Origin of the sequence: Paenibacillus sp. 2RAB27 (assembly GCF_052115445.1) — a bacterium.
Lineage (GTDB): Bacteria > Bacillota > Bacilli > Paenibacillales > NBRC-103111 > Paenibacillus_E.
The window spans coordinates 12926-35523 of sequence record NZ_JBFRGR010000050.1 but is presented as its reverse complement, the minus strand read 5'-3'; the positions used below and the strand labels follow the sequence as shown (position 1 = coordinate 35523).

Here is a 22598-nt window from a genome sequence, read left to right as displayed (position 1 = left end):
ATATGTTCGAATACATTGAACTTTTTTACAATCGTAAAAGGATCCATGGTTCTTTGGGTTACCTTTCACCCGTTCGATTTGAAGAAAACTATTACAAGAGTGTTGCTGAATTCTCTTAACGAGTGTCTACTTTCTTGACAGAGGTCCAAAAACATCACTCCAGATGCAGTTATGTGGAAGCCGCCTCTATAGAGGCGGCTTTTTGCCTTCATTTTCGATCAAATGGTCATGTTCGCCTTCTTCCATGATATTCCGAGTTGAGTTACGGAACTCACGAAGCGTATCTCCGAATGCACGGCCGAGCTGCGGCAGCTTAGAAGGTCCGAAGACAATTAAAGCGATAGCCAGAATTAAGATTAATCCTGATACTCCAATATTGTTAAACATTGCGATCATCCTCTTTTCTTTGTCTTTTCTTTACTTTTTGTCTTTTCTTTTACTGTTCTTTTTTCTTACTCTTCAATCAGGTTCAATTTCGCAACACGCTGCATAGCTCGCCATTGCCAGCCGGCAACCAATACGCTGATTTCAAATAGGAGTATTAACGGCACAGTGACCGATAAGTGTGAAATCATATCAGGCGGCGAGATGCACGAGCCGGTGATGGTAAGCGCGATATAGGCGTATTTCCTAGACATTTTCAGAATCTGAGGCGTTAAGAGCCCTATTTTCGTTAAAAAAAGGAGAACCACAGGCAGCTCAAACGCGATGGCCATCGGAATAACAATTTGAAACAAGAAAGCAAAATATCGATCAATTCCATACGTCTCAACGGCGCCAATTGATTGATTCATACGGATCATAAAGCGCATCATCATAGGGAAAACGACCCAATAACTGAACGAAACCCCGATGATGAATAACGCAAAAGCGACTGGTATGTAGGGAAGTGCGTTCCTGGATTCGGTTTCGGTAAGACCTGGCTTCACGAACACCCATGCTTGGTAGAGAACGACGGGTACCGTAAATAAAGCGGCGAACAGAAACGCACATTTCATATAAATCATCAGCCCATCCGTGAACGAAAATACATTCCACTTGATTTCTCCGATCAATGGCTGTGATTTCAAGTACAGAAGGATATCAGACGAGAGATACAAGCCAACACACAGCGTGACAATGAACCAGGCGAACACGATGAGCAATCGCTTGCGAACCTCTGTCAAATGTAAGATCCAATCTTCTTGCTCCATGTGATTCCTCCTTTATCATGAAACGTGTGGGCTGTCCGCATTAAACGACACTTCCACCTTGTTTCAAATATTTGGCAATACCGTCCACAGCGCGGTAAGCCAACGCGCCAACTGTACCTGTTGGATTGTAGCCACTGTTGTGAGCGAAAGCGGAAGCGCCTACGACGAACACATTTTCGGCATCCCACATTTGCAAATACGAGTTAACCGCAGAAGTGGAAGGATCTGACCCCATAATTACGCCGCCTGTATTGTGGGTCGATTGATACGGAACAATGTTGTACGCTGCTAACGTATCCGATGACCCTATGGTCGTTGGGTTCATTTCTTTCATAATTTCTGCCGCTTTACCAGCAACGAATTTGATCATTTGCCGATCCTGCTCTTCAAAATCGAAGGTGATCCGTGGCAGTGGCAGACCATAAGCATCCTTATAAGTCGGATCCAAATCCACATAATGATGTTTCCATGGCATGCTGCTGCCCTGAGGCGAGACAGATAGAACACTGTTCGCATACTTCAGCGACTTCTGTTTAAAATCTTTTCCCCAAGAAGGTGTACCCTTGGGAACAGAGTTATTTGCAATCGGACGTTGGCCGGTTTGCGAAATCCGGATACCAGCGCCATGGATGAAATTCAGATTCGTATGGTCGAAATTATCTCCATTGAAATCAGGAATTTCCATGCCGAGAGAACCAGCTCCCGCGTACAAGTTGAACTGCTTTTCATCGAAAAAGCCTGTCGCACTCCCGCCGTTCGTTTGGTAGCAGTAATTTTTACCAATAACTCCCTTTCCTGTGGCAGGATCGTAAGGTTTACCCAGTTTGGAAGTGAGCAGAAGCTTAATGTTGTTAAATACATAGCTGGCCATGATGACGACATCCGCGGGCTGCTCGAATTGCTCTCCTGTAACGGTATTCACGTATACAACGCCGCTCGCTTTTTTACCATCGTTCAGGACCTGAGTCACGTTGGAGTAAGAGCGTAACTCGAAATTGCCGGATTTCTGTGCAATGGGGAGCGAGGTTACGATCACATCCGCTTTGGCCCCATACTCACAACCAAACCGTTCGCAATAACCGCAATATTGACAGGCTGCACGGGTAATGCCATCAGGGTTCGTATATTGTTCCGACAAGTTTGCCGAAGGCATCATATAGGGATGGTACCCGAGTTTTTTGGTCGCATCTTCGAACAATTTCAAGATCGGCGTTTTCACCATCGGTTTGGTCGGGAACGGAGCGGAACGCTTGCCTACAAGTGGATTCTGCTCAGTATCACCAGAAATACCAGCCAATTTCTCGAATTTATCGAAATAGGGCTCTAACGTGTCATACGTGATGCCCCAATCCTGGATCATCATGCCTTCAGGAATTTTCTGCTTCCCATAGCGTTCCACAGTTTTACTATAAATCTCGAAATCATAAGGGAGAAACCGATAGGTTTGTCCATTCCAATGAACACTTGCACCGCCGAGACCTTCACCGAGCAGAAAGGAGCCGTACTCTCGCATCGGCACAGCGGCCATTTTCTCCGTATTGCGAAATGTAACGGTTTCTTTGGACAAATCCTGCATAAGATCATAGCGAGAAGCGTAACGTAGCTCATCATGCACCATATAGTAGTCTGCTGTACTGCGCGGCTTTCCGCGCTCTAAGCCAACTACTTTAACTCCTTGTTTCGTTAATTCTGCGGCGATAATTCCCCCGACCCATCCCATTCCTACAATGACAACGGGGACTTTCGGCATTTTAGTAGCCATCAACGTATTCCTTCCTTCGTGAAATTTGTTCTTTAATGAGCAAAATGATCGTGTAAGCTGCGAGGCTCCATGACGACAAATTGATCTTTATCTATCATGTTCGTATAGGTCATTTGGTTGCCGGGGTAATTACGCATTTTCCAGCCAGCCATATTCTTATTCCCGCCGTACAAGGGATCGGAGTAGACACCTTCCATCACAAGTACACGGAATTGGTTGAAAAAGGTTTTACCTGTAATTCCATTTACGACGCTGATTTCACCTTTTTCCATGGAGGTCAGAATCGCATCTTGTTCTTCAGGTTTAATATCTACGAAGCCTTTCGTATATTTGGTTTTGGCTGTTTCTTCAAGACTATGTAGCCCCATTGTAATGAGTTCATGACGTTGAATGCTGAGGTAATCCCCCTGTGTGACTTCACCTTTCACAAAAGGCCCCATCCGATAGGTGCGGGCATTCACACCCCAAGGACTGGCTAGCTGATGGTCAATAAAAAAAGCAACGCCTAGTTCTGCAGCTCCTGGTCCGCTGTCGTCCTTAGGAAAGATGCGCTCTGCTGCGGCTTCAGTAATTTGCAGTTGGGATTGATTGAAGAACATCGGCGCTTGATTGTAATCAGCCGTGACTTGTGGTTTCGGACTTACGGAAGGCGAAGGAGAAGTCTGGGTAGTATCTTTCTTAAACCCTCCAGATACTGCGCTTCCAATGACGCCACCAACCACGACGCCACCAATGGCAGTTCCAGTGTACTTGAGAAAACGGCGACGTGAGTGATCAGGCGTATGATTGTGCGTGTTTTTGTCAGCCAACTTGTCATACCTCCATGGAATTTTATGTACTTCTGGGTAGTTATGGATATGTTGATCTGTAAGTGTATTTCCTATGCATGAGTTGCATGAAAATATGGAAACGGGGGAAATGTAGTGGTAGGTTTCCGATTTCTATAAATGGTTTTGAACCTATGAATGTGAGGAGAAGCATACTCATGAACACAAAGATCGTAGTCCTCACCCTTTTGCTTGCTGGAGCGTTATCGGCTTGCGGTAAAAGTAATACAACACCTAGCCCAAGTGCAGGAACAACAACCGCGCCAACAGCATCAGCAAGTACAGGAACAACGACTAAAGCTGATGCACAGACGGTATTTAAGGCCAATTGTGTCAGCTGTCATGGCGCCAATTTGGAGGGTTTAGTCGGACCGAATCTCCAGAAGGTTGGTGGAAAGTACTCGAAGGAACAACTCACCGCGATCATCGCGAATGGGAAGGGTGCAATGCCTGCTTTTAAAGGAAAGCTATCCGATGATGAAATCAGTTCGTTATCTACATGGCTTGCAGACAAAAAATAGTCAGGAATGAAACCCGCCCTTCGCTGTAAAACGGCTAGGCGGGATTTTTATTTCGTGATTAAAGAGACATTCATTTCGTTTAAAAAAGGGCATAGGATAAATAAGTAATTGGAAAAATACCCGATAAAGGTGCTTCCTTTTCAATAAGCAATAGGGAGATGAACCAGATGAAGGGCAAAGATCGGTGGAATGATCTCTTTGAGTTTGCCATGTATGTACTGGCAGGAGGTTGCTTTGTTTACTTTCTTGTGAAAGGAAACTGGGGGAAAATGTTCCAGGCGGTGCTCATTGTGGCTGTACTTCAACTCATTCGACTCGTCGTCAAATGGACGAAGACGACCCTATTTACATCGCTGCGTTTCTGTGTGCTGTTGTTTATTTTTGTCACGATGTTCCTTGCGAATGAATTCGGCTATTACGGCGTCATCCCTTATCTAGATAAAATCGAGCATCTCTTCTCGGGCGTGATCCTCTGTTTCATCGGTTTATTGATATATAGCAAAGCATCGAATCATCAAGAGGGGGTTGAACCACCTTCACCGCATGTCGCGGTGTGGCTGTGCTTGTTCTTTTCCATTGCGATGGCTGGAGTTTGGGAGATATATGAATTCGCGACAGACCATCTCTTCGGGCTTGATTCACAGAATGGCAGCCTGCTCGATACGATGACAGACATCATTTGTGGAACAATAGGGGCGATTTTGACGGCTTGTTATTTGGCGTTGAAAGCTAAGAATCGGTCACTTCCTTTGGTGAATATAAGATAATTTTGGCAGAACTTACCTTGTCATTTCGCTTCGTTTGTGGCACTATTAGCACTATTGAATGGAGGAATTGACAGCATGGAAGAGTTGCCTAATTGCCCGAAATGCCAATCTGCTTATACGTATGAAGATGGAAATTTACTGGTGTGCCCGGAGTGTGCGCATGAGTGGTCTTCATCAGTCAGTGAAGTTGAGAATGGCGATGATCAGAAAGTGGTCAAAGACGCGAACGGTAATGTATTGAAAGATGGGGATTCCGTTACGGTCATCAAAGATTTGAAAGTCAAAGGGACTTCATCCGTTATCAAAATGGGTACAAAAGTGAAAAACATTCGCTTAGTCGAAGGCGATCATGATATTGATTGTAAAATCGATGATTTCGGAGCAATGAAATTAAAGTCGGAGTTTGTTAAAAAGATGTAAGAGGGGGATCCGTACGACGTGCGGGTCTTTTTTCTTTGAATAAGGGATAGTTTAGCATCGTGTGACTCATCTTAAATAGAGCAGGATTGATAAGGGTGATCGACAGAGGAGGGGATTCGTTGCAACTATTTCATCTTAGTTACATTCTCTTGTTTAGCGCCGTGCTCGCGGCTGGAACGATCGGAGTCGCTTGGTTTGTATTTCATAAGCGGAAAAGGAAAGCTCGTTAAACTTTAAAAGTCGAATGTTGCTCGTTGGAGCTTATGAAGCTCTAGCGGGCTTTTTATTTTTTGGATTATTTGTTCCATACCAGGCATAAAAAGGGAATAGGAGGCTTTTCGCGAATACTATTTATGGAGGGGGGCTAACTGTGAAACTATACGAACGATCATTAAAATCTCAACTTGTTAGTGTTTGTATTTTTTTCTTCTTATCTTTGGTACAACTAATCATTAATATTGGAGACCATCGCCCAGTTGGTTTTATTGTTATTTTCAGTTTTTGTCTTGGACTATTTCTCATTCTAGCTGTCATTATTAGTATAGATCTCATCCAAAAAGACGCGGAGAAAATAGTGGCTAAAGTAGAATTTATCGAAGAATTCCGTATTCATATTCGAAAACCAAATGGAAAGTTAATGAAAGTGCGTGTAAAAGCAAGAGAATATGAAAAATTTCATCTCAATCAATCTATCGAATTACTGGTGGGTAAACGTACTAGTGCCTTGCTCACAATCAAAAGTTTGGAGTATGAATCTAATGACGTTTCTCAAGCAGACGTTAGTACTACGGAGGACGTATGAAGCGAGTACGAAAACTTCGATATTCATATAACCAAAGATGAGCAATTTACGGTATTTCATGATTGGACGCTGGACTGTCGGACGAATGTCAAAGGGCAGTCGAAAGACTACCGGCGGAATATGGACCGAATCGGATTAACCGCATTGCACCTATCTATAAGTGAAACAAAGAGGGCACCTGCTAGTAGAATCTTCTACTTGCTGGCTGCCCTCTTTCACTTTACCTTGGCCTACTTTTACTTATAAAACGTGGATTGAAAAGGTGTCAGTGCTGCAATGACCGCATCCCGAAATATATCACTTCGTGTAATTCGACCATTCGTAAATAGACCATAAGCGCCTTCTTTGTGATTACTCCCGACCGTGCTGCTCAGTTCATCTATGATGTGGCGCAGCTCGGTTCCACCTTGCATTAATTTCTCTCCAATTTCTTTGGGAATGGGGAAATATAAACCTTTGCCGACATAGAGCTGATTTCCATCCCAAGCGGCGCAAACAGAGAAGAGATACCACTGCCTCGTATGGATGCTGTCGAATGTAAGGCCACCCTCAAGTCCAAGTCCAAAGTTGGCTTCAGGCTCTGCCTCAAGCACATTTTTGGCCCGCGTGATCGCACCAAGAATGGTTTCATCTTCCGTCATTGGCTGGTCAGATACACCAGAAGGGACAGCGTGACAAATCGGTTCTATCCCCGTAGCCACTACCACAGCAGCCCGCTTTGCTTGATTGTTCGTACCTAAAGCAATTCTTACATCTTTGTCAAACATTTGACATCACTCCTAACTTTCCTAAAACAGATCAACAGAAACAATAAGTTCTAGTATATCATGTTTTGATTTCTATTAAGATTAGTAGCAAGGTGTGCCTTTTCTAATCAGTACTAAATGTGTGCAAAGTTGGGCATATTTGTTAAAAACATGTGTTGATGAAGGGGACAATGGTGCTGCAAGCATGGGAAAAATTCTGCTCATTACATTTTATATCCTTACCATCATTACCTTTTTCGTTATAAAGCGAAGGTTGCAACTGTTTGAAACAATCTTCTGCTGGTTAATTGTACTTTTACTGCATGGTGTCTACTTTATGATTATCACCTTGAATTATCAGTTATTGATTCCTTCACCTCGGTTATCGGATATCATCTTTAGAATCATATATCAACAAGTGATTACGCCGATTATAGTGATATGGGCCATAGAGCAGTTTGTAAAAATACGTGGATTATTGTACAAGACGTTGTCCATCTTTATTTTCTCAATCTTTCATGTGGTATTGAAATTTTGCATGCAAAACTTAGGAATTGTTCACTACTCTGAACAGTGGAGAGTATCTTGGTCATATTTGGAAAGTGTCTTGCTCCTTATTTGTACAGGACTTGCACTACTATTGTATCGTTTAGTTATGCGAAAGGAAGGAATACCATTTGAGTCACCTTGATGTGCTATTGCAAAGGAATACGATATTTACACTCGTTTGTCTCGTGTTAAGTTATGGTTTTATGTGGTTTCTGCCAAGTAACATGCCAAAATCTGTGAGTATCATTATGATGCTTTTCAGTCTGAATACGGCCAAAAATTTGGATACGATCATTGCCGTACCACCGTTTGACCTCTATAACACGAATATTTATCCGTATTTCGATTTTGCAGATATTCTAACATGGTCTTTATATCCTGTCTTTGGTTATTTTTTTGCTTATTACTACATCAGGTTCCGTATTCGTGGGTTGATGATTCCTTTCTATATATTAGGTTGTTCATTAATAGGAACAGCCTATGAATCTTTAAATGTTTATTTTGATGTATTTCAGTACCTACACTGGAAATTAAGCTATTCTTTTTGCGTGTATCTCATCGTGCAGACGCTGTGTGTTCTTGTATTTACAAAGCTGAAAAAGCATTGGATTGATCAAAAATCTAAATCGACAAGGAGAATCGATCGAACTTGAGTTCTGTACAAGAGCATCCGCCACGGAGACAGCAAGCTTTATTAAGTCTGGACGGTTTAACTAGCCTGCGTTGGCAGGATCCGAAGATAATAGCGTGGTGGTCAGCTTCCTTTCCTGGATTCGGTCATTTCCTGCTCCATCAATTTATACGCGGATTTCTGTTATCAACATGGGAAGTGGTCATCAATTCACTTGCTAGAATCAATGAGGCGATCTATTACTCCTTCAGTGGGCAATTCGAGTTGGCTGCACAAGTTATTGAGCCAAGGTGGGCATTCGCCTATGCCTTCGTTTACTTGTTCGCGATATGGGATAGTTATATCAAGGCGATCGATGCGAATAAGCAATGCCATCTGGCAAAGCTTGAAGGAGCAAGAATTACTTCCAATCTCATTAAACCTTGGACGATCACGAATATTAGCTACAAGAGACCTGGGGCAGCTATGGTCTGTTCCTTTGTTTTTCCGGGACTCGGCCATTTATATAATAACCGAATTGCTTTAGGATTCTATTGGGTACTCTGGTGGTTTATTTATTTGACCATGTCGCGATCACACGAAGCTACTCTTTATCTGATACTTGGTAAGTTATCCAAATCGACTGCACTACTAAATCCACATTGGCTATTATTCATGCCGTCAGTCATTGGAGGCTCTGTGTATGACGCATTTATGACAGCGCAAGATCATAATCGACTTTTTCGTCTAGAGCAGAAGCAATACTTAGCAGAAAAGTATCCACATTTTCCATTACGTCTGTTTGAGAAGGAGAATGACCCGCATGCTGATCATTAGTACTTTTGAGCACTCGATAGAAGTGGAGGAAGCACTAGCCGTACTTGAACAGATGGGTCTAGCTCGTAATGAAATCATGGTTATCATGATGGAAAACTATATGGACATACCCGATCATAATTACAATTCAAATCCGAACAAGAAAGCGCTGGCCTTCGAGGTTGGTATGGCAACATCCACGGCATTCACTGTCATTGGGATTAGTTTCGGCTTCATATTGTATTGGGGGCCAATTATTTGGGGAGTTATTTGCGCTATTTGCGGATTTATTGTGGGGTATTGCCTCACACGCATCATACAAACGAAGCTACTTAAACATGTTATTCGCAAAAAAGAGCGATTACCCGAGCTTGCTGTCATTATCCAATGCCATGAGGAACGATTTAAAGAGGTACAGCATGTGTTGTGGGAATACCAAGCGCTATCCGTAGGCAAATTTTAAAAATAGAACATATGACAAGCTTGAGCTTTCAAGCTTATTTTTGCTGGATTGCACGAAAAAGCAAGAGGCTAATGGATATATCCACTAGCCTCTTGCTTTTTACTAACACGCGTATTTTCATTTCATTTTAGCTAATTCATAATCAAACCATGTTCCCATCTCACCCGTAGTCAGATTCTCTATCGTATTGTTGCGATGTTTAATGAAAATGTTTCTGTTCTTATCCAAATAATAGTCGCCAAAGACATAGTCGGATAACCGTTTTGTTTCTAATTTCGTATTCAGTTTGTACAGTCCAGCTGTATCTTGCACAGCATAATCCTTATTCGAGATGCCATTCAATACGATATAGAGGCTTCCATCGGTAGATGCAGGATTGGTCAATGAAAGATTAGTTATACCTAATGCATTGACATCCAATTCATGAAGCTTTTCATTTACCATGTGAAGCGTTCCTACTTGGTCTAGCAAGCCAACGCGGGCACTACCCGAAATATAGCCACTTCGACTAGGTAATTTAGCAGAAGCAATCCACACGGTACCATCTGGATTCGGGATGACGCGGTCTAGCTTTTGATTGAAATCTTCGAGTCGGGTCACGTTCCCATTTTGAATAAGAAATGTATAGGTCGTGCCATAATTTGGACCAATAGCGGCAATCGGCAAGGTCAGATTAACGGATATGATTACCCGTTGATCGCCAGCAGGAAATGCCGCGTACGTATGGACAGGTGCTCCCCAGGCTGCCGATTCCCATACATCGGAGTCTGTAAGTGTGTATACTTTTACATTACCGTAGTACAAATCGCGATCTTTACGCACTAACTMTATTGGTTTACCAGCTAATGGATGGGGAGAACTAGAAAGTCCTTTGAAGAATTGATCTTGTTCTTCATTGTTTTTCCATTCGATTTGATAGTTGTTTTTATCCATCTTAAGCATGGATTTTGCAGGGTCCGCGGAAAGCAGGGAGTAGAAATATAGTGAACTATCATCGTCACCGATGATGGAATAGATAGCATTTTGCCCACCGACTAGCGAAAGTCCTGCATCATCACCCCATTGGATGTCAATCTGAAGAAGATCATGGACGAATCGCCAAGTCAAAGGCATATAAATCACATCTTGATACGTTAGAAAAKGGTAGGGCTCTGTTTGATTATTGATTTCTACTTGATTCATCGTAATTGGCACATCGGAAATTTGGACAGAGTAACTGCTTGCATTACTTTTGGTTGTCAGATCCTGTTCAAGCGGGTTTTGATGAATGGGTGGAGGGAAATTCCGATTTGACCAAATCTGCAATCCATCGGATTCACTCCAGTTGTATTCAATGCCGAGCGTTTGGAAATTGTTCCATGTCATGGGTAGGTAAGTGATGTCTTTATACACCAGAAACGGGTATTGGCTATGGGTAATATCCATGTCTTGACCATTGATTTGAATTGGAAAATAGGGCAGAGATGCCTTCACAGATACGCTTGCTGAAGCTTGCATGGGAAGTAACGGTAACAATCCGCTCATCAATCCGAGAATGACAATCGAGCATTTTATAGCAAATTTCTTCAAAACCATCACCCTTTTCTAAGTTAGTATTGCTACTGATTAGACGCGGGATGGTGAGAAAAGTTGTATGAATAAAGGAGGATATATCCAGATCGTGTTGTTGATGGTAAATTTTGAGTCATGATCTCACTGAATTCCCATGTTACAATCGTTGAGATCCATGCTGGATCAAAACTTAGAAGGCCGAAGCTTTTTTGAAGCACGGGGGAACCAATCTTTGGGGTGAAGTCGCGTTATGCGCGGCCGGGTGATTACTCTTTGATCCGAATCCGACAGCTAACCTCGCAGGCCGCGAAAAGGAGAGGTTTATAGTGAAACGTTACAAGAAGCTTGTAGTTACAGGAGCACTAGGTTTGACCGTCTTGATGGGGGCGAACTCAGCATTTGCTGCTACGGGAACGCACACGGTAGCAGGCAACGATACCATGTGGTTAATCTCGAAAAAATATGGCGTCAGCCTTACTTCGCTGATCAAGGCGAATCCGCAAGTATCCAACCCGAACGTGATTTGGTCGGGCATGAAGCTCAACATCCCAGGAAGCACGGGTACAACTGTTGCGACTAAACCACAGGTTACGCCAGCACCTACGCAATCCACTTTCGCTAGCCAAGTGGTTACCTTAGTCAACCAGGAGAGAACGAAGGCTGGATTGAAGCCTTTGACCAGCAATAGCGCACTTACCGCGATGGCACTGGATAAAGCGAAAGACATGTACAATAACGGCTATTTCGATCATACATCGCCAACTTACGGGTCACCTTTTGATATGATGAGCTCCTATGGCATCTCTTATTCCTACGCGGGTGAAAACATCGCCAAAGGTCAACAAACGCCTGATGCTGTCATGACAGCATGGATGAATAGTTCAGGTCATAGAGCGAATATTTTGAGTCCGAACTATACCCAAATTGGCGTGGGTTATTACAACGGTGAGTGGGTACAGGAATTTATAAGTAATTAAGTTAAGTTACGTGATAATCGTGGATTGTGGCAGTCTCCCTTGGGAGGCTGTTTTTTGTATTAACGCTTCAGTGTGGGTCACCTGTACTGCGAAGGGGAACTACGTTCCGCAACAATGGATAAAATCCAATAAATCCAACCTACTAATTGTATGTGATGGTATTATATATCATATGGATCGGCAAGGATCGTATTATGTAGCTGAAAATCTAAATTGATACAGAAAGAATATTGAGGTGCATCCMGTGATTAAGATTTTCACAGAAATCGAAATAAAAGCATCTATTGATGTTTGCTTTGACATGGCAACGAATATTGATATACATACGCGGACTGTTTGGCCACATACCAAGGAACGAGCGATAGCTGGAACGACAACAGGCATGATTAGTGGAGGGGATACAGTTACTTTTGAGGCGAGACATTTCTTCATTAGGCAAAAACACAAGTCACTCATATCGAATTATGCTCGGCCTTACCGCTTTGTTGATGAGATGTTGCAGGGTACGTTTAAAAGTATGAGGCATGAGCACGAATTTATCGATTTAGGTAATAAAACTTTGATGAAAGATACATTAACTTTTGAGGCCCCGCTGGGCTGGGTCGGATGGATCGTTGAGAGGGTTGTGTTGAGGAGATATATGACACGATTTTTGAACTATCGGAATGAGCAGTTGAAAATTTTAGCTGAGCAAAAGTAAGTAGGGAGAAGAGAAGAGAGGGGATCCAATTGAAATTCTATCTTGCATCCAGTTTCAAAAACATCGACAATGTCCGATATGTTGCGAAGCAGTTGAAGTCTATGGGATATCTTCAAACATACGATTGGACGATGCATACAGGTATCGATTCACTTCAAGAGCTCGCGGCGATTGGTGCGAAAGAGAAAGAAGCCGTATTGCGTGCAGATCTCTTCATCATCATGTTGCCAGCGGGTAAGGGAAGCCATGTTGAGTTAGGACTAGCTCTCGGAGCAGGGAAGGCTATTTTTATGTATTCTGCTAACGATGAGATGAACGATATTGACAAAACGAGTACGTTTTATCAACTGCCGGAGGTGCAGAAAATCATCGGACCGATAGACGACTTAGTCTTAACGATAAATAAAAGTTGCGATCGAACAAACATGGGGATGCCTAATTTGAGTAGTAAGGGAACGTAGGTACGCTATTTCTATGTAAAATGCTAGTATTGGCAGCTAACGGAACGTGAATGCGCTATTTGTCCATTTTCGTGGATTTTTAGCAGTTTTCGAGTAAATAGCGTACTGACGTTCCCTTTCGATACCATTCTAGCTGGTTTTGCTGTAAATAACGTCTCCTGGTTCCGTTACAAACAAAAATGGACAGTAATGTATCGATTAAATGAAGGAAGATTTCCCATAAATCTAAGCAAAGGATCGAAATCATGAATCCGAATGAATTTATAGAAACATATAACTCAAATCGAAATGAGCTMATTTATTTCAAGTGGAATGGTAAGCATGCTAATGAATTAGTTGATGAGAATATTCATTTTAGAAGAGAGCTACTTAAATACATAGAGTCAATTGATTTCAATCATATACCTGGTGAACTTTTAAGAGATTTAATCATAGCTGAATCTCAGTATGCAAAAGAATCATGGGGAATTTATCGCCATTATTATCTAATAGTTGAAAACTTACTTAATCAAACAGGTGACCTATACTTGGTTGATGTAATTATCGCAGCCTCTTTTAGCTTTGATACCTATTGCTCTACTGTGGCAGCTAACCCAACGGAGTTGGATTTTGATGCAATTATTGTTGAAATGAAAAGTAGAAAAGAAGTTTCTCAAGATGAAGTGATGCGTAAGACATTTGATATGGGTATTGATATTTTTACAAGTTACAAATCGAAACAAAGCAAAGTAGATGAGGTAGCAGATACTATTACTAGCAATACTAAAATCAGCACATTCTTGAAAATAAAAAAAATATCCAAAAGTATTTTAAAAGCTAAAGGGGTCAACAAAGTGAGCAACAAAAAAATAAAATGGATCATTATTAGTTTTGCTTTCTTCATCATCGCTGTGATTGCGGTTAAGCTTATTATGGCTTTCGGTGGAGATATGGTAGTTAGCCATAATGTGTCGACTTTTACTAGTAAATCAAATGTGAATGGTAACGTTAATCTTACGATCGGGACTTTGAAAGGTACGTATAAGGTTCATGAGTATACGATTAAAACCGCTGGAAAAGTCAGTATTCCTTATGAATCAACGGTCGAATCCGGGAATGTAACCCTGCAAGTAGTGAATAAGAATCTCGTTCAATGGGAGAAAGTAATCTCTCCATCCAGTAGTGGACTCATCGAGTTTAATGGAGTGAGTGGAAGCTACTCGATTCAACTAGTGACAGAAGAAGCAAAGAAAATAAGTGTGAAACTCAATTTAAAATAGCTGAAAATTCACTTCCCAACAATAACGTATTCTCACCAAGAAAGATGTCTGTAGGCCGTGGGAGATAAATTCGTCCATCGTTTGAATTGTTTGCTGAATTGCGACAAATCCTTGTATCCCAATTGTTCGGCGATATGCTCGATTGAATGAGTAGGGTCCATTAGCAGGAGCTTGGCTTGACGCAGCTTGATTGTGCTCAAATAATGCCGTGGGGAGACCCCATAAGCTTTGTGAAAAACCCGATTGCAATGTGCGGGACTATACCCGAGCTGCTTCGCAATAAGCGTTATTCTGAAAGGTTCCTGCCCTTTCATTGTCGTAGAGGCTTGATGCTCAATGAATGCAGCTAGCTGTGCAGCTAAGCCAGAATCGCCGGTTTGCTGACTAGAAACCACAGCCTCATCGAGTAAGACCTCGCTTAACACGGTGAAAATACGAAAGGAAGCATGCATCGTTTGCAGCTTCAGACTCAGTCCACTAGAGGTATTTTCTCTGGCTATTTGTGCGAGATCCATAAGAATGGGACGGAGTAAGCTCTCCATTTTGCTGCCAGAGGGGTGAACAATTTGCCCAATTTGATTTAATTGGTGACGAAACCAAGGATCCGTTACCTCTAAATGTACACACACGTACTCCATCATATTGCCATCGACCGCACCCAAGCTTGCATGCACTTCATTCGGAAGGATCCAAACCAAATCGCCTTGCCTTTGTACAAAATGCTTGTCGCCAACGCGCATACGCTGGGAGCCATCAATGACAAGATTCAGCTCAAACATCGGATGTTGATGCTCTGGGAATGACCACTGCGCGTTAACCTTGCGAAGATGGGCGGCAAAAATTTGGAAAGATGCCTGCACATCAGGCAGCATACTCCCATGAACGACATTTTCGAGACCAGTTGGTAACGATTCTTGTTGAAAGACTTTCATAAAAAGACTCCTTTGGAAAAGGTTATTAAGTATTGGATACGATAACTATCTCACTTAAATAGGATGGAATCAAATGTTTCTTTTGTCCAAATGAAAGAGCGTATTGCCCATGGGTTCAGGGTTGGGGTCATTGTATAATAAGGGCAAATGACTGAGAGGAGCATCATCCTGATATGAAGAATCAATTTTTCAATGCACACCATTCACCAATTGGCGCATTTGCAAGCTTTACTCTTGGATTTCCAGGCAAAAGCGGAGGCTTCGATCTCGAACAAGCGCGTCCGCCAAAGCAAAATATATATATTGGGCTAGAAACTACGCAAGGCGGCACTTATGATGCTTTACCGTTCTTCGAGTACGTGAGTGAAGACGAAAGCCTTCGCTATGATATTGAAAATCCGGATCCAAAGCAGAATAAGAAGAAAACCGTTTTCCCTTTTGTACAGGATGAGATTCAACGCGAATTCAAAGTCAGCACAGATACGTGGAGAGCTGGCGATTTGGCATTCAGTCTGATTTCTCCCGTTCAGTCTGTACCAGATCCGGTAACAGCAAGTGATGAGGAGTTGCGTTTAGCGCTCGTCCCAGCTGTTCTTGCGAAGATTACCGTGGACAATACCCACGGAACCTCATCTAGAAGAGTTTTCTTCGGGTATCAGGGAACGGATCCATACAGTGCGATGCGCAGGTTGGATGATACGATGGAGGGTGCCGCGGGAATAGGTCAAGGCCGGATTACAGCAATTGTATCCAAAGATCCTGAAGTGCGTTCAGGTCTCTATTTTAGTATCGAAGATATTTTGAGTATGAAAATTGTAGAGAACTTGACCTTCGGACTCGGTACCGTTGGTGCTTTATTCGCTGACACCCCTGCGGGTGAGAAACGCACGTATGAATTCGCAATTTGCTTCCATCGCGGAGGCATTGTTACAGCGGGGCGTGATGCATCCTATACGTACGCTCGTTTATTCCGCAATATTGAAGCTGTTGCTGATTACGCTTTGGGCAATTTCGATAAGCTAATGGCATTAGCTCAAAGCTCAGACGCTAACATCGCTAATTCACGCTTATCGGATGATCAGAAGTTCATGCTTGCGTATGCGATTCGTAGTTATAACGGAAATACACAGCTTCTCGATATGGATGATGAGCCATTCTGGATCGTCAACGAAGGCGAATACCGGATGATGAACACGTTCGATTTGACCGTTGATCAGTTGTTTTATGAGTTAGCCGTGAATCCTTGGACGGTACGTAATGAGCTGGATATGTTCGTGAAACGGTATAGTTATGAAGACATGGTTAGTTTCCCAGGCGATCCTTCGGAATACCCGGGTGGAATTTCATTTACACATGATATGGGAGTTGCGAATACACTTTCACGCCCAGGTTACTCGGCTTATGAGCTTTATGGTTTGGATGACTGTTTTTCTCATATGACACATGAGCAGTTGGTGAATTGGACCTTATGCGGAGCAACCTACGTGGCGCATACCGATGATCAAGCATGGCTGCAAACGAATCTTACCATTTTTGAAAAATGTTTAACGAGTATGCTCCATCGCGATCATCCAAATCCAGAACTTCGCAATGGGATCATGTCGTTAGACAGCACGCGCACGATGGGCGGAGCAGAAATCACGACGTATGACAGTTTAGATGTCTCGCTGGGACAATCCCGTAACAATATTTATATGGCGGGCAAATGTTGGGCGGCTTACGTGGCGATGGAAACTATTTTTGCTCAAAATGGTAGAGAAGATCTAGCTCTTATCGCAAGTGAACAGGCTCTGAAATGTGCACAAACAGTAACGTCATTCGTCACTGCAGAAGGATACATACCAGCCGTAGTCGGTGAAGGCAATGATTCCAAAATCATTCCAGCGATCGAAGGTCTGGTATTTCCTTACTTCACAGGCAATAAGTCTGTGCTTGACGTGAAGGGGCGTTACGGCTTTTATATCGAAGCGTTGAAAAAGCATCTGGATGTTGTCCTTGTTGAAGGTACTTGCCTGTTCACGGATGGTGGATGGAAGCTTTCTTCGACAAGTAATAACTCCTGGTTAAGCAAAATTTATTTGTGTCAATTCGTCGCACGTGAAATCTTAGATCTAACATGGGATGAATCGGGAGCTGCAGCGGATGCAGCCCATGTTGCATGGTTGACCCACCCAACCTTGTCCATTTGGAGCTGGAGTGATCAAATCATTTCCGGTGAGATTACAGGCAGCAAGTACTACCCGCGCGGTGTTACGAGCATTTTATGGCTGCAAGAAAAGAAATAATCACATTCGAGCAACTGAAGCATTCGCTTTGGTTGCTTTTTTGTTGGTACTATTTGTAAAATAGAAAGGGTGAGCTTCGTTTGATTGGAGGTATTGAGCTTATGAAAAAAGAAATCTCTGCAGGCGGTGTCGTTTACCGACAAATTGGCAATGATTTTCACATTTTACTCATCGAGGATCGCTATCGGAAACTGGCTTTCGCGAAAGGTCGCATGGAGGCTGGGGAGACGATTGAGCAAGCGGCGCTTCGGGAAATCAAAGAGGAAACGAATATTGATGGCAAAATTATTCAGCCACTGATTATTAATTATTATCAGTTCGAGCACACGGAACATGGACATGTGGAGAAGGAAACACACTATTATTTAGTCGAAGCACTCAGCGATGATCTCAAAGCTCAAACGGAGGAAATTCGGGGAGTCAAGTGGCATGGCGCGGCGGATGCCTGGGCCGAACACAATTTGAATGGTTACCAGAATAATCGCGGGATTTTGAGAATGGCGCTTGAAATCTTGGGATTCCTAGGTGAAGAGGATGAGATGACTGTATAATGAAAGCGTATAGATTTTAGGAGGCGAAAATTTTGAATACGAAAAACGAATTGCCACAGCTGCATTTTGAAGATCAACTTGCTTTTGAACAGTGGCTTGCGATAAATCATAACACTTCTCCTGGCATCCGATTGCAAATCGCAAAGAAAGGTGCTCGAATCAAAACGGTTTCCTACGATCAAGCACTCGAGAGCGCGTTATGTTATGGATGGATTGATAGCCAGAAAGAAAAAGCGGACGAGCAGAGCTGGCTTCAGCGGTTTACGCCACGCGGAGTAAGGAGTATTTGGTCCAAAGTGAATAAAGATAAAGCTGAGATTCTGATTGCAGATGGACGCATGAAACCTTCCGGCATGAAGGCGATCGAGGCTGCGAAGAAGAATGGGCAGTGGGAGAAAGCCTATGAACCGCAAAGTCATGCAACAATCCCAGAGGATTTTGCTTTGCAATTGGAGAAGAATAGCGAGGCGAAGGCCTTCTATGATACGCTGGATCGGCAAAATAAATATGCGATTACGTTCCGGATTCATACGGCCAAGAAGCAAGAAACCCGTGTGAAGCGGATTCAGGAGTTTATTTTGATGCTTGAAAATGGGGAGAAGATTTATCCGTAAAAAATGATTTCGAATACAGAGAGGAAAACCAACATCATGACGAAAAAACTTTATTATGAAAATGCGTATTTGAAAGAATGGCAAACTACGATCAGCCAGAAGATCGAAAGAGAAGATGGCCATTATGTCCTCTTGKAGGAGACAGCGTTTTATCCGCTTGGCGGTGGACAACCCTGTGATGCTGGTGAAATCAACGGTATTGCCGTCCTTGACGTGATACTGGAGGAGGATGTGGTCCTACATAAGGTAGAGAACATGCCAGAAGGAACACTAGTGAATTGTAAGCTGGACTGGCAGCTTAGATTCGATCATATGCAGCAACATAGTGGTCAACATTTACTTTCGGCCGTATGCCGAGATCTGTATGAGGCTAATACGGTAAGCTTTCATCTGGGGACGGATTACTGCACGATCGATGTGGAGACCCTTGAACTCCACCCAAGTAAGTTAGCGGCGATTGAGACTGAAGTGAATCGTAAGATTTACGAGAATCGCTCGATTAGCAGCTACTTCGTAACACCTGAGGAGCTAGCGCAGTTGCCGCTTGTCAAGCAGCCAAAGGTGACGAAGGATATTCGGATTGTTGAAATCAATGGTGTGGAGTATAACGCTTGCGGAGGTACACATGTTGCGTCCACTGGCGGGATCGGAATTATTAAGCTTTTGAAAACGGAGAAGCAAAAAGGGAACACTCGGATTTATTTCCATTGTGGACTTCGTGCGTTAGCTGAATTTAACGAGAATGTGAGAATTCTTGGGGCATTGTCAGGCAAATTTAATACGGTTAAAGATGAAATCATAGATCGCATTGAGAAGTGGGAGCATGAGCACAAACTTGTTCAAACTGAGTTAACTGGGCTTAAAGAGAAACTAGATGAGTACTTGGCGCAGGAGTTACTAGTGGAAAGTCAGGATGTCATTGCACGTCAATTCACTGATAAATCTTTGAAGGATATGCAAAGTTTAGCAAGTAAGATTGCTTCGAAGTCTGATCTTCCAATCTTGTTCATAAGTTCTTCTGAGAACAAAGTCGTATTAGCACACAATGGCCAATATGCACAAGCATGCGGTGCATTCTTCAAAGCTCATCTAGGAAGCTACAACGGCAAAGGCGGCGGCAGTGATAAATTGGCGCAAGCGGGGTTCTTGAGTAGAGAGGATGCTATTGCTTTCTATTCCTATGCGGAGGCGACATTTAGAGGGAATTAAGGGAAGATCGTTTGGAGGGATTTTATGAAGAAACGATTAACCATTTTTTTCGTAGCAGCTGTATTATTAGTTGGGTTTTATTATATTTCTGAACTCTTTAGATCCGAACCACCTAAACCGACGATTACAGCAGGCAATAAAAAAATTGCTTTCGCACAAGGTTCATATTGTTGGTCAGGTTTATTTAGCGGAGTGTGCTCAGATATGCCTGCTCCCCATGAGCTGACAAAATATGCGGGTCTTAATCCTGTTGTGGTCTCACCAGAATCCCAAATAACGATCAAATTTATAAACAAACCTAAGAAAAATTCATTGGGTGTGCAGTTATGGACCAATAATGAAGGGACATCTGAAAATGTCCAACTAAAGAATCAAGTTTTGACGGTACCCAAAGAGAAAGGCGTRTACATATATGGGATTTCTGCAAATTGKAGGAAAGGAAGTTCCATGTATTTCTTTGTTATAGAGGTTCAATAGATCAGTCTAAAATTGATTTAATAAATTTGTCACATAAGGAGATATAACTATGGCAGATAACAAAGTACTAAGAATGGACAATGTTGGCATCGTTGTAGGATCCCTTGATAACGCAATCTCTTTCTTCGAGGAGATTGGCTTGAAGCTCGAAGGGTGAGCTACTGTCGAAGGTGAATGGGCTGGTCGGGTTACCGGGCTGGGTTCACAGTGTGTAGAGATTGCAATGATGATTACCCCAGATGGCCACAGCCGAATTGAACTTTCGCGATTTCTAACCCCAGCTACTATATCAGATCACCGAACTGCTCCTGTAAATGCCCTCGGATATCTACGCGTCATGTTCACCGTAGAGGACATTGACGAAATGGTATCCAGACTCACTAAGTTTGGTGCTCAGCTCGTTGGCGAAGTGGTTCAGTACGAGAACTCGTATCGTCTCTGCTACATTCGTGGTAGTGAAGGAATTCTAATTGGTTCAATCACGACATCACGGCAGCCGGCACACACTGGGCTGCCGTTGTCCTTTGAAGTAAAKGGCAGTCAACTTCCGAAATGTGACAATTTACAATTGTGTAAAAAAGTAAGGATATAGTGAGAATAACAGGGCAAATGGAATCTGAATTCGTAAAGGAGGTTAAAAAATGATAGAACAAGTTACGGTCGTGGCAAACCCTGCCTATCCACTCGAAGGAATTTTAACATTGCCAGATGACTCCAACGAAAAAGTTCCGGCAGTGGTATTCGTTCGGCTCAGGACCCTTGGACAAAGACGAAACCATCGGTGCCAATAAATTATTTCGAGATTTGGCAGAGGGGCTTGCGAGTAAAGGAATTGGCTCGTTGCGTTATGATAAACGCACGAATACCCATGGCAAAGAAGTCATAACAGAACTTGGCGGCAAACTTACCGTAAAGGAAGAAATAATCGAGGACGCTATTATGGCAATCCATATGCTAAAAAAAGACCCCCGCGTTTATGCAAACCGCGTATTTTTGATTGGACACAGCCAAGGCGGGATGCTTGCTCCCCGAATCGACGCCGAAGGCGGCGATCTAGCAGGGCTTGTACTCTTAGCCGGAACTGCTCGAACGCTTGAAGAAGTGATCCTCAATCAAAACGAAGACTCCATCAAGCAGCTTGAAGAAGCTCAGCAAGAAATCGCCTTAAAGCAGGTCAAAGAACTACAGGATAAGTTCGACGCCATCGATAACATGACAGAAGAGATGGCGCAGCAAACCCCGTTATTTGCTTCTGTTTATGGCTGGTATCTTAAAGAGATGAAGCAGCATCCTGTTCGTGATTATTTCTATCAAAGTAAAAAACCGACTTTCGTGATGCAGGGCGAACAAGATGTGCAGGTGTCGGTCGAAAAAGATTTTGACCGATTCCGCGAGATGTTAAAAGACAATCCATCTGCTTCTTTTAAGCTGTATCCCGGCTTGAACCATCTATTCATGAAAGCGATATACGGGACACTGAAAGATATTTGGCAAGAATATAATATCCCGCAAACAGTGGACTCTGCCGTTGTAGAAGATATTGCTCAGTGGATATTGTCGTAGAGAGGGGAGTGTTGCAAATGGACAATCTTATAGCGGATCGAATATATTTACAGGAATTTATGTCTTCTGACTGGCTAGATGTTCATGCGAATGCTAGTGAATTTTGGCTTTAAGGAGTTTCAAATCCATCGAATTTATGCAACTTGTGACCCTAGAAATATAGGATCATCTAAGTACTTGCCAAAATAGGAAGCAAGAAAGTTGCATATTTTTAGTCATTTTGCAACTTGAATAATGTTAATAACAATGATATATTTAGATTATTAGAGAATCATCTAAATAAATAAAAATAWTGAGGTGAACAACACGAACGATGCATGTAAAGCCTTATCCGACCCTACCCGACGTAAAATTATATTGTTGGCGTAATTTAGTACTCTAACTTCCCAGAACAAGTGGCTATTCATTTTAATATATTTAATGGGAAAGGAAATGGGTTCATTAAAAAAGAGTTTTATTTACCATTGATTAGACTTTTTTCAACAGGGTGTATGGTGATTATGAATGTTCATTCCTAAATTATATTGTTAAAATTCCCCATTT

25 protein-coding genes, 1 pseudogene and 1 riboswitch are annotated in these 22598 nt (G+C 42.6%); of the genes and pseudogenes, 19 read left to right on the top strand and 7 right to left on the bottom strand.

The window, feature by feature from the left end:
- The coding region (locus tag AB4114_RS33085) for an IS3 family transposase (protein ID WP_441992227.1) at nt 1–119 on the top strand (119 nt) is incomplete at its 5' end.
- 67 nt (nt 120–186) lie between these two features.
- On the opposite strand, the gene tatA is transcribed toward AB4114_RS33085, so the two are convergent.
- From tatA to AB4114_RS33065, 4 genes are all read right to left on the bottom strand, one after another.
- Nucleotides 187–387 (bottom strand): twin-arginine translocase TatA/TatE family subunit, encoded by a 201-nt coding sequence (gene tatA / locus AB4114_RS33080; protein ID WP_171630607.1) that lies wholly within the window; start codon nt 385–387, stop codon nt 187–189.
- Between the two features lie 65 nt (nt 388–452).
- The gene (gene tatC, locus AB4114_RS33075; RefSeq protein WP_173109323.1) at nt 453–1193 is read right to left on the bottom strand and encodes a twin-arginine translocase subunit TatC; all 741 of its coding nucleotides are present in this window, start codon (nt 1191–1193) and stop codon (nt 453–455) included.
- Between the two features lie 40 nt (nt 1194–1233).
- Entirely contained in the window at nt 1234–2955 is a 1722-nt protein-coding gene (locus tag AB4114_RS33070) for a GMC family oxidoreductase (protein ID WP_441992226.1), read from the bottom strand.
- 32 nt (nt 2956–2987) lie between these two features.
- Complete coding sequence (locus tag AB4114_RS33065; RefSeq protein ID WP_441992225.1) at nt 2988–3764, bottom strand: gluconate 2-dehydrogenase subunit 3 family protein; 777 nt, start codon at nt 3762–3764, stop codon at nt 2988–2990.
- A gap of 176 nt (nt 3765–3940) precedes the next feature.
- Here AB4114_RS33065 and AB4114_RS33060 point away from each other — a divergent pair, with 176 nt between their 5' ends.
- The 4 genes from AB4114_RS33060 (at nt 3941) to AB4114_RS33045 (ending at nt 6292) form a co-directional block, all read left to right on the top strand.
- Nucleotides 3941–4303, top strand: a complete 363-nt coding sequence (locus AB4114_RS33060; RefSeq protein WP_441992224.1) for a c-type cytochrome — start codon at nt 3941–3943, stop codon at nt 4301–4303.
- A 167-nt stretch (nt 4304–4470) separates the two neighbouring features.
- Nucleotides 4471–5070, top strand: a complete 600-nt coding sequence (locus tag AB4114_RS33055; protein WP_441992223.1) for a hypothetical protein — start codon at nt 4471–4473, stop codon at nt 5068–5070.
- A gap of 75 nt (nt 5071–5145) precedes the next feature.
- The gene (locus AB4114_RS33050; RefSeq protein ID WP_441992222.1) at nt 5146–5490 is read left to right on the top strand and encodes a zinc ribbon domain-containing protein YjdM; all 345 of its coding nucleotides are present in this window, start codon (nt 5146–5148) and stop codon (nt 5488–5490) included.
- A 370-nt stretch (nt 5491–5860) separates the two neighbouring features.
- Complete coding sequence (locus AB4114_RS33045; protein WP_441992221.1) at nt 5861–6292, top strand: hypothetical protein; 432 nt, start codon at nt 5861–5863, stop codon at nt 6290–6292.
- A gap of 236 nt (nt 6293–6528) precedes the next feature.
- On the opposite strand, the gene AB4114_RS33040 is transcribed toward AB4114_RS33045, so the two are convergent.
- The gene (locus AB4114_RS33040; RefSeq protein WP_441992220.1) at nt 6529–7059 is read right to left on the bottom strand and encodes a DUF84 family protein; all 531 of its coding nucleotides are present in this window, start codon (nt 7057–7059) and stop codon (nt 6529–6531) included.
- Between the two features lie 656 nt (nt 7060–7715).
- Between AB4114_RS33040 and AB4114_RS33035 the strand changes: the two genes are divergently transcribed.
- Genes AB4114_RS33035 through AB4114_RS33025 form a run of 3 tightly spaced genes read left to right on the top strand, consistent with a single transcriptional unit; the run spans nt 7716 to nt 9476 of the window.
- Nucleotides 7716–8240: a hypothetical protein gene (locus tag AB4114_RS33035; RefSeq protein WP_441992219.1), complete on the top strand. Its 525-nt coding sequence runs from the start codon at nt 7716–7718 to the stop codon at nt 8238–8240.
- On the top strand, nt 8237–9034 hold the full coding sequence (locus AB4114_RS33030; RefSeq protein WP_441992218.1) for a hypothetical protein: 798 nt from the start codon (nt 8237–8239) through the stop codon (nt 9032–9034). Before AB4114_RS33035 ends, AB4114_RS33030 begins: the two co-directional genes overlap by 4 nt.
- Nucleotides 9021–9476, top strand: a complete 456-nt coding sequence (locus AB4114_RS33025) for a hypothetical protein (protein WP_441992217.1) — start codon at nt 9021–9023, stop codon at nt 9474–9476. Before AB4114_RS33030 ends, AB4114_RS33025 begins: the two co-directional genes overlap by 14 nt.
- 117 nt (nt 9477–9593) lie before the next feature.
- On the opposite strand, the gene AB4114_RS33020 is transcribed toward AB4114_RS33025, so the two are convergent.
- The gene (locus tag AB4114_RS33020) at nt 9594–11045 is read right to left on the bottom strand and encodes a hypothetical protein (protein WP_441992216.1); all 1452 of its coding nucleotides are present in this window, start codon (nt 11043–11045) and stop codon (nt 9594–9596) included.
- A gap of 168 nt (nt 11046–11213) precedes the next feature.
- Nucleotides 11214–11348: riboswitch (cyclic di-AMP (ydaO/yuaA leader) on the top strand.
- Nucleotides 11349–11353: 5 nt separating this feature from the next.
- Between AB4114_RS33020 and AB4114_RS33015 the strand changes: the two genes are divergently transcribed.
- From AB4114_RS33015 to AB4114_RS33000, 4 genes are all read left to right on the top strand, one after another.
- Nucleotides 11354–12004, top strand: a complete 651-nt coding sequence (locus AB4114_RS33015) for a CAP domain-containing protein (RefSeq protein WP_441992215.1) — start codon at nt 11354–11356, stop codon at nt 12002–12004.
- Nucleotides 12005–12248: 244 nt separating this feature from the next.
- Nucleotides 12249–12704: an SRPBCC family protein gene (locus AB4114_RS33010; protein WP_441992214.1), complete on the top strand. Its 456-nt coding sequence runs from the start codon at nt 12249–12251 to the stop codon at nt 12702–12704.
- Between the two features lie 29 nt (nt 12705–12733).
- A complete protein-coding gene (locus AB4114_RS33005; protein WP_441992213.1) occupies nt 12734–13165 on the top strand; it encodes a group-specific protein in 432 nt (143 codons plus the stop codon).
- A 245-nt stretch (nt 13166–13410) separates the two neighbouring features.
- On the top strand, nt 13411–14424 hold the full coding sequence (locus AB4114_RS33000; protein WP_441992212.1) for a hypothetical protein: 1014 nt from the start codon (nt 13411–13413) through the stop codon (nt 14422–14424).
- Between the two features lie 32 nt (nt 14425–14456).
- Here AB4114_RS33000 and AB4114_RS32995 read toward each other — a convergent pair whose 3' ends face one another.
- Nucleotides 14457–15356 carry an AraC family transcriptional regulator gene (locus AB4114_RS32995; protein WP_441992211.1) on the bottom strand — a complete coding sequence of 300 codons (900 nt, stop codon included), beginning with the start codon at nt 15354–15356 and terminating at the stop codon, nt 14457–14459.
- A gap of 173 nt (nt 15357–15529) precedes the next feature.
- Between AB4114_RS32995 and AB4114_RS32990 the strand changes: the two genes are divergently transcribed.
- The 7 genes and pseudogenes from AB4114_RS32990 (at nt 15530) to AB4114_RS32960 (ending at nt 22055) form a co-directional block, all read left to right on the top strand.
- Nucleotides 15530–17641: a glycoside hydrolase family 52 protein gene (locus AB4114_RS32990; protein ID WP_441992210.1), complete on the top strand. Its 2112-nt coding sequence runs from the start codon at nt 15530–15532 to the stop codon at nt 17639–17641.
- A gap of 101 nt (nt 17642–17742) precedes the next feature.
- Nucleotides 17743–18192 carry an NUDIX hydrolase gene (locus tag AB4114_RS32985; protein WP_441992209.1) on the top strand — a complete coding sequence of 150 codons (450 nt, stop codon included), beginning with the start codon at nt 17743–17745 and terminating at the stop codon, nt 18190–18192.
- A gap of 32 nt (nt 18193–18224) precedes the next feature.
- The gene (locus AB4114_RS32980; protein ID WP_441992208.1) at nt 18225–18806 is read left to right on the top strand and encodes a YdeI/OmpD-associated family protein; all 582 of its coding nucleotides are present in this window, start codon (nt 18225–18227) and stop codon (nt 18804–18806) included.
- Between the two features lie 36 nt (nt 18807–18842).
- The gene (locus tag AB4114_RS32975) at nt 18843–20015 is read left to right on the top strand and encodes an alanyl-tRNA editing protein (RefSeq protein WP_441992207.1); all 1173 of its coding nucleotides are present in this window, start codon (nt 18843–18845) and stop codon (nt 20013–20015) included.
- 24 nt (nt 20016–20039) lie between these two features.
- The gene (locus AB4114_RS32970) at nt 20040–20492 is read left to right on the top strand and encodes a hypothetical protein (protein WP_441992206.1); all 453 of its coding nucleotides are present in this window, start codon (nt 20040–20042) and stop codon (nt 20490–20492) included.
- Between the two features lie 49 nt (nt 20493–20541).
- A pseudogene (locus AB4114_RS32965) lies at nt 20542–20967 on the top strand (VOC family protein); the annotation flags it as partial.
- Nucleotides 20968–21200: 233 nt separating this feature from the next.
- Complete coding sequence (locus AB4114_RS32960; protein WP_441992205.1) at nt 21201–22055, top strand: alpha/beta hydrolase; 855 nt, start codon at nt 21201–21203, stop codon at nt 22053–22055.
- The last annotated feature ends 543 nt before the right edge of the window (nt 22056–22598 follow it).